Source organism: Mesobacillus sp. (assembly GCF_047739415.1).
GTDB lineage: Bacteria > Bacillota > Bacilli > Bacillales > Cytobacillaceae > Mesobacillus.
Genome location: NZ_JBIQOE010000041.1, coordinates 25,415 through 31,539 on the forward strand (window position 1 = coordinate 25,415; position 6,125 = coordinate 31,539).

Here is a 6,125-nt window from a genome sequence, read left to right on the forward strand (position 1 = left end):
CCATTATACCTGTAAAAAATGGAATCTTCATTCTTTTTAAAATGGTGTTCTGATCGAACTATGCTAATATGAAAATATACATAGGAATGGGAGATGAAAGGAAATGAAGAACGAAATCATCGAAAGACTCACCTCATATGTCAAAGTGGACACCCAGTCAAATGAAAACAGTGAAACCACTCCATCGACAGAAGGCCAGCTAACTCTTGCTAACATGCTTGTTAATGAATTAAAAACGATTGGAATGGCAGAAGTGACGATTGACGAGAATGGCTATGTGATGGCGACTCTTCCTGCCAATACAGATAAAGAAGTCCCAACAATCGGCTTCCTTGCCCATGTCGATACGGCAACTGATTTTACAGGCAAAAATGTAAACCCTCAGGTTGTGGAAAACTTCGACGGCAACCAGATCATCCTTAACGAGGAACAAAATATCATTCTTTCGCCAGCCGATTTTCCTGAGCTGCCTCAATATAAAGGCCACACTTTAATTACGACCGATGGAACGACTCTTCTTGGCGCGGACAACAAAGCTGGAATTACTGAAATCATGACAGCAATGGCTTATCTGATCAACCACCCGGAAATCAAACATGGCAGAATCCGTGTCGCTTTCACTCCGGATGAGGAAATTGGCAGAGGACCGCATAAGTTCGATGTCGAAGCATTCAATGCGAAGTTCGCTTATACTGTTGACGGCGGACCGCTTGGCGAGCTGGAGTATGAAAGCTTTAACGCAGCAAGCGCCAAGGTGACGTTTAAAGGAAAGAACGTCCACCCTGGCACAGCAAAAGGAAAAATGGTGAACTCTGCAAAAATCGCGATGGAGTTCAACAGCAAGCTGCCGGCAGAAGAAGCACCTGAGCACACTGAAGGATATGAAGGCTTCTTCCATCTCAGCTCCATTTATGGCGATGTCGAGGAAACGACACTAGACTATATCATCCGTGACTTCGACCGTGACAGCTTCAAGAAGCGGAAGGATTTAATGCAGAAAATCACAAATGAATTAAGGCTGACATACGGTGAGACACGCGTTGAGCTTGAGATGACCGATCAGTACTACAACATGAAGGATAAAATCGAGCCGGTAAAAGAAATTGTCGACATTGCTTACGAGGCGATGGAAAACCTCGGGATCAAGCCGATCGTCAAGCCTATCCGCGGCGGCACAGACGGCTCACAGCTGAGCTACATGGGACTGCCGACACCGAATATTTTTACAGGCGGAGAGAATTTCCACGGAAGGTTTGAATATATATCAGTTGATAATATGCTTAAATCCGTAGAAACAATTGTAGAGATTGCCAAACTTTATGAAGCGAAAGCCTAACTAATAACAACAAGAAGCCAGATTCCCAAGCTGAACGGAATCTGGCTTCTTTTTTCATGAGCGACTTAACCAAAAATCCGCCTCTGGCCCTATCCAGATTTAAATCAGAGGTGCATTGGGATAAAGAGTGATTACCCTTATTCTAGATATAGAACGAGATTGAGAGGAGATTTTACAAAATGAAACGGATCTTAGTTATATTCCTTGTGATTACCGGGGCTTATATTGGTTGGAATTATATGTTTGATGGAAGCGGGGTTAATTTTGCAAAAGCTGAAGACGCGGTGAAGGTGACCAATCAAACAGAAAATATCTCGATTGATATCTCCAGTGTCGAGACGATGATTGTGCCAGAAGATAGGGATGATGTCCGCGCCGAGCTGAATGGCAAAGGTACGTTAAAAGTTAAGCGACATGGTGATGAAATAGAGGTCTCTGTCAAACGCAAAGGCTTCTTCTGGTTCAACTGGTTTGAGATGGATCAGACTTCCCTCACCGTTTATATCCCTGAAGACTATGATAAAGACATGGATATCGAGCTGGGCTCCGGGAAGATTGATTTTAACGGTCAGTCGGCCGACAAACCTATGAAGCTAAGAAATCTGGCACTCAATATTGGTTCAGGAAGGCTCACACTGGAAAACTTCGATGTTGAAAATCTTGAAAGCCAGAGTTCATCCGGAGAGGTGGAAATGAATCTCATTGATGCTGTGTCCGGTTCATTTGATGTCAGCTCCGGAAGGCTCCTTGTCAAAAACTATTCTGGAAAATTGGATGCAGATGTTTCCTCCGGTGAGCTGGAAATCCAAATAAACCAGTTGCTGGGTGATGTAAGCCTGGACGTCAACTCCGGCTATATCGGTTTGGATTTGCCTGAGAATGCCGACTTCACATTGAACGGAAAAATAAGCAGCGGAAACATTTCAAGCAATTTTCAGCTTCAGGACAAAGAACAATCCGATAACCGCCTGCGCGGCAAACACGGAAGTGGAAAGTTCAAAATCAAGGCTGATGTATCAAGCGGGAATATTAATATAAAATAGGATTTCCTAGTGGCTGCAAACTGAAAAAAAACAAGCGAAATTTCCAGTTCGCTATAAAAATGAAAAAGTCGCTATATTAATCTAAAAGTCGCTATATAAATGAAAATTCCGCTATATAAATGAAATTCCGCTATATAAACGAAAAAGTCGCTATATAAAATGAATTTTTCGCTATAAAAAGTAATTCTTCATTACATCAGCCTTAACTGATTACCCAACTCAACAAAAAACTGCTAATAAAATTGGAAAAAAACGTTGATAATTTCCAGTTCTCCAATAAAATTTGAAAATCGCCAATAAAAATCAAAAATCGCCAATAAAATCTTATTATCGCCAATAAATGTGTGAAAATCGCCAATAAATCTGTGAACTCTGCCAATAAACTTAATGGAATACTGTGATCTGTAATATTAGAGAGAAAATCGTACCGGACGGAGCAGTTTTCTCACATGTTTCCTTTTTTATATATACACAACAAATGCTATAATGGTGGAATGGATATATAGAATGGGGGCAATTCTTGGATGTACGATGTTCGCGAGTGGAGACATGTGTTCAAACTCGATCCAAATAAAGAGATAACTGATGAAGAATTAGATAGAATTTGCGAGTCTGGAACCGACGCGATCATGGTGGGCGGGACAGATGGTGTCACTCTAGAAGGAGTCCTTGATTTGATGTCCCGAGTCCGCCGCTATACGGTTCCATGCATTCTTGAGGTTTCGACGATTGATTCGATCACGCCGGGATTCGATTTATATTTTATCCCGACGGTGCTGAACAGCCGCAATCCACAGTGGGTCACTGGCTTGCACCACGAAGCGGTCAAGGAGTATGGCGACCTGATGGATTGGGACGAGATAAAAATGGAAGGCTATTGCATCCTGAATCCGGATTGCAAGGCGGCAAAGCTGACTGATGCGAAAACCGAGCTCTCGATTGACGATGTGCGGGCTTACGCGATGATGGCGGAAAAAATGTTCAACCTGCCGATTTTCTATTTGGAATACAGCGGGGTATATGGCAAACCTGAGTATGTGGAAGCAGCCAAAGGTGTTCTCGACAACACTGTGCTCTTTTACGGCGGCGGAATTGAAACAGTGCAGCAGGCAGAAGAGATGGCCAAGCATGCGGATGTCATCGTGGTCGGGAATGTTGTTTACAGCAACCTTGACGAAGCATTGAAGACAGTTGCTGCAATAAAGAAATAACGAAGTTGTATATAAGGATTTTATGAGATAAAATAAGAACAAATGTTTGTATGGTGGTGACGAGTGTGCAATTTTTAACGGATAAATTACTGAACGGCTTGAACCCGGAGCAGCAAAAAGCTGTCAAGACAGTGGATGGACCGCTATTGCTGATGGCTGGCGCCGGCTCTGGTAAAACTAGGGTTTTAACACACAGGATTGCGTATTTAATGGTGGAAAAAGGGGTAAACCCTTATAACATCCTAGCGATTACATTTACGAATAAAGCGGCGCGCGAAATGCGCGAGAGGATCCAGAAGATGATGGGCGGAGCGGCAGACGACATCTGGATTTCGACGTTCCACTCGATGTGTGTGCGGATTTTGCGCAGGGACATCGATCGTCTCGGCTACAACCGAAACTTCACGATCCTTGATTCGACTGACCAGCAATCTGTCATCAAGTCGATTTTGAAGGACAAGAATATGGATCCGAAAAAGTATGATCCCCGTGCGATCCTTGGAACAATCAGCTCGGCGAAGAACGAATTGATTACGCCGGAGGAATATGCGAAGACAGCGGGGGATTACTTTTCCCAGAAAGTCAGCGATGTGTATACGGAATACCAGCGCAGGCTGCGCAAGAATAATGCGCTTGATTTCGACGATTTGATCATGACGACGATTACGCTGTTCATCCGCGTGCCTGAAGTGCTGGAGTATTACCAGCGCAAGTTCCAGTACATCCATGTGGATGAGTACCAGGATACGAACAGGGCACAATACATGCTGGTAAAATTGCTTGCGCAAAGATTCCAGAACCTTTGTGTTGTTGGTGACTCGGATCAGTCAATCTATCGCTGGCGCGGTGCCGATATCACGAACATCCTTTCATTTGAAAAGGACTATCCAAGGGCAAGCGTGATCTTGCTTGAGCAGAACTACCGTTCGACGAAGAAGATTTTGCTGGCAGCGAATATGGTCATCCAGAACAATATGAACCGAAAGCCAAAGAATCTTTGGACGGAAAATCCTGAAGGAAACAAAATCATGTACTATCGCGCGGACAGCGAACAGGGCGAGGCGCAGTTCGTCATTGGCAAAATCCAGGAGCAGATTCGCAATGGCCGCAATCTGTCTGATATCGCGATTCTCTACCGTACGAACGCCCAGTCCCGTGTGATCGAGGAATCTTTCTTGAAGTCGAACATCGATTACTCAATCGTCGGCGGCATCAAGTTCTATGACAGGAAGGAAATCAAGGATATCCTTGCGTATCTCCGCTTGATTTCGAATCCTGATGATGATATTAGTTTGCAGAGAATCATCAATGTTCCGAAGCGCGCGATTGGTTCAACTTCTATCGATAAAATCGCCAACTTCGCGACAATGCATGATCTTTCGATGTTCCAGGCCTTGGAGACGATTGAAATGATCGGACTGAGCCCAAAGGCGGAAAAAGCTGCGGCAGAATTCCGCAACCTGGTCAGCAATTACACTCACCAGCAGGAGTACCTTTCAGTGACTGAGCTGGTGGAAGAAGTACTTGATAAAACAGGCTACCGTGACATGCTGAAGGCGGAGAAATCGCTGGAGTCACAGAGCCGACTTGAAAACATAGATGAATTTTTAACCGTAACAAAAAGCTTTGAAGAAAGCAGTGAAGACAAGAGCCTGGTCGCGTTCCTGACAGATTTGGCACTTGTTGCTGATATCGACCGTCTTGATGATGACGGCGAGAAAAAAACAGATTTCGTTACATTGATGACATTGCACTCTGCAAAGGGTCTTGAGTTCCCGGTCGTCTTCCTGATTGGAATGGAAGAGGGCGTATTCCCGCACAGCCGCTCCTTGATGGAGGAGGATGAGATGGAAGAAGAACGCCGTCTTGCCTACGTGGGAATCACTCGTGCCGAAGAAGAATTGTTCATCACGAATGCACAGATGCGCACCCTTTTCGGCCGTACGAATATGAACCCGGAATCACGGTTCATTAAGGAAATCCCGGCTGATTTGGTTGAAGACGCCGTGCCAAAAGTAAGAAGGCCTGCACCAACTAGCGGTGGCAGACCAGCACCAACCAGCGGCGGCAGACCAGGCACTTCAGCAAGACCGTCAATGCCAACTCGCGGCGCTGTCTCACGTCCGGTCGCAGCTGCAAGCGGCGGCGAAGGCATCGACTGGAAGGTGGGCGACAAAGCCCAGCATGGAAAATGGGGAACAGGAACCGTTGTCAGCGTAAAAGGGTCAGGAGAAGGCACCGAGCTTGATATCGCGTTCCCAAGCCCAACAGGCATCAAACGATTGCTGGCTAAATTCGCACCGATTACGAAGGCTTAAACTTTTTTCATTCTTACAATTAAATTACTGTCTGGCTCAAGTGCCTAGCCAGTTATCATCCCTGCGAGTGCATCCTCGAGTATCTTGCGAGAAGCGTTAGCTTTGAGCAGCTCGAGTCGCTTGTCTAGTTTCGCCTCCTAGAAACTCCGAAACTTCAACTCCGCCGGCAGAAGCAAAAAGCGCTTCTTTGTCGGAGTCTCCAGTTTCTGCGTTTCTG

The 6,125-nt window shown here is 45.3% G+C and carries 4 protein-coding genes; all 4 read left to right on the forward strand.

The window, feature by feature from the left end; genetic code table 11:
* The first annotated feature begins 103 nt into the window (after positions 1 to 103).
* Positions 104 to 1,336: a peptidase T gene (pepT, locus tag ACH0QE_RS03295; protein WP_415799277.1), complete on the forward strand. Its 1,233-nt coding sequence runs from the start codon at positions 104 to 106 to the stop codon at positions 1,334 to 1,336.
* 179 nt (positions 1,337 to 1,515) lie between these two features.
* Positions 1,516 to 2,379: a LiaG family protein gene (liaG, locus tag ACH0QE_RS03300; RefSeq protein WP_415799278.1), complete on the forward strand. Its 864-nt coding sequence runs from the start codon at positions 1,516 to 1,518 to the stop codon at positions 2,377 to 2,379.
* 524 nt (positions 2,380 to 2,903) lie between these two features.
* Positions 2,904 to 3,590 (forward strand): heptaprenylglyceryl phosphate synthase, encoded by a 687-nt coding sequence (locus tag ACH0QE_RS03305; RefSeq protein ID WP_415799279.1) that lies wholly within the window; start codon positions 2,904 to 2,906, stop codon positions 3,588 to 3,590.
* A 65-nt stretch (positions 3,591 to 3,655) separates the two neighbouring features.
* Complete coding sequence (pcrA, locus tag ACH0QE_RS03310; RefSeq protein ID WP_415799280.1) at positions 3,656 to 5,908, forward strand: DNA helicase PcrA; 2,253 nt, start codon at positions 3,656 to 3,658, stop codon at positions 5,906 to 5,908.
* The last annotated feature ends 217 nt before the right edge of the window (positions 5,909 to 6,125 follow it).

Excerpts from the sequence above, each read along its gene's own strand:
- pepT (WP_415799277.1), top strand. The coding sequence starts at position 104 with ATGAAGAACGAAATCATCGAAAGACTCACCTCATATGTCAAAGTGGAC.
- liaG (WP_415799278.1), top strand. The coding sequence starts at position 1,516 with ATGAAACGGATCTTAGTTATATTCCTTGTGATTACCGGGGCTTATATT.
- ACH0QE_RS03305 (WP_415799279.1), top strand. The coding sequence starts at position 2,904 with ATGTACGATGTTCGCGAGTGGAGACATGTGTTCAAACTCGATCCAAAT.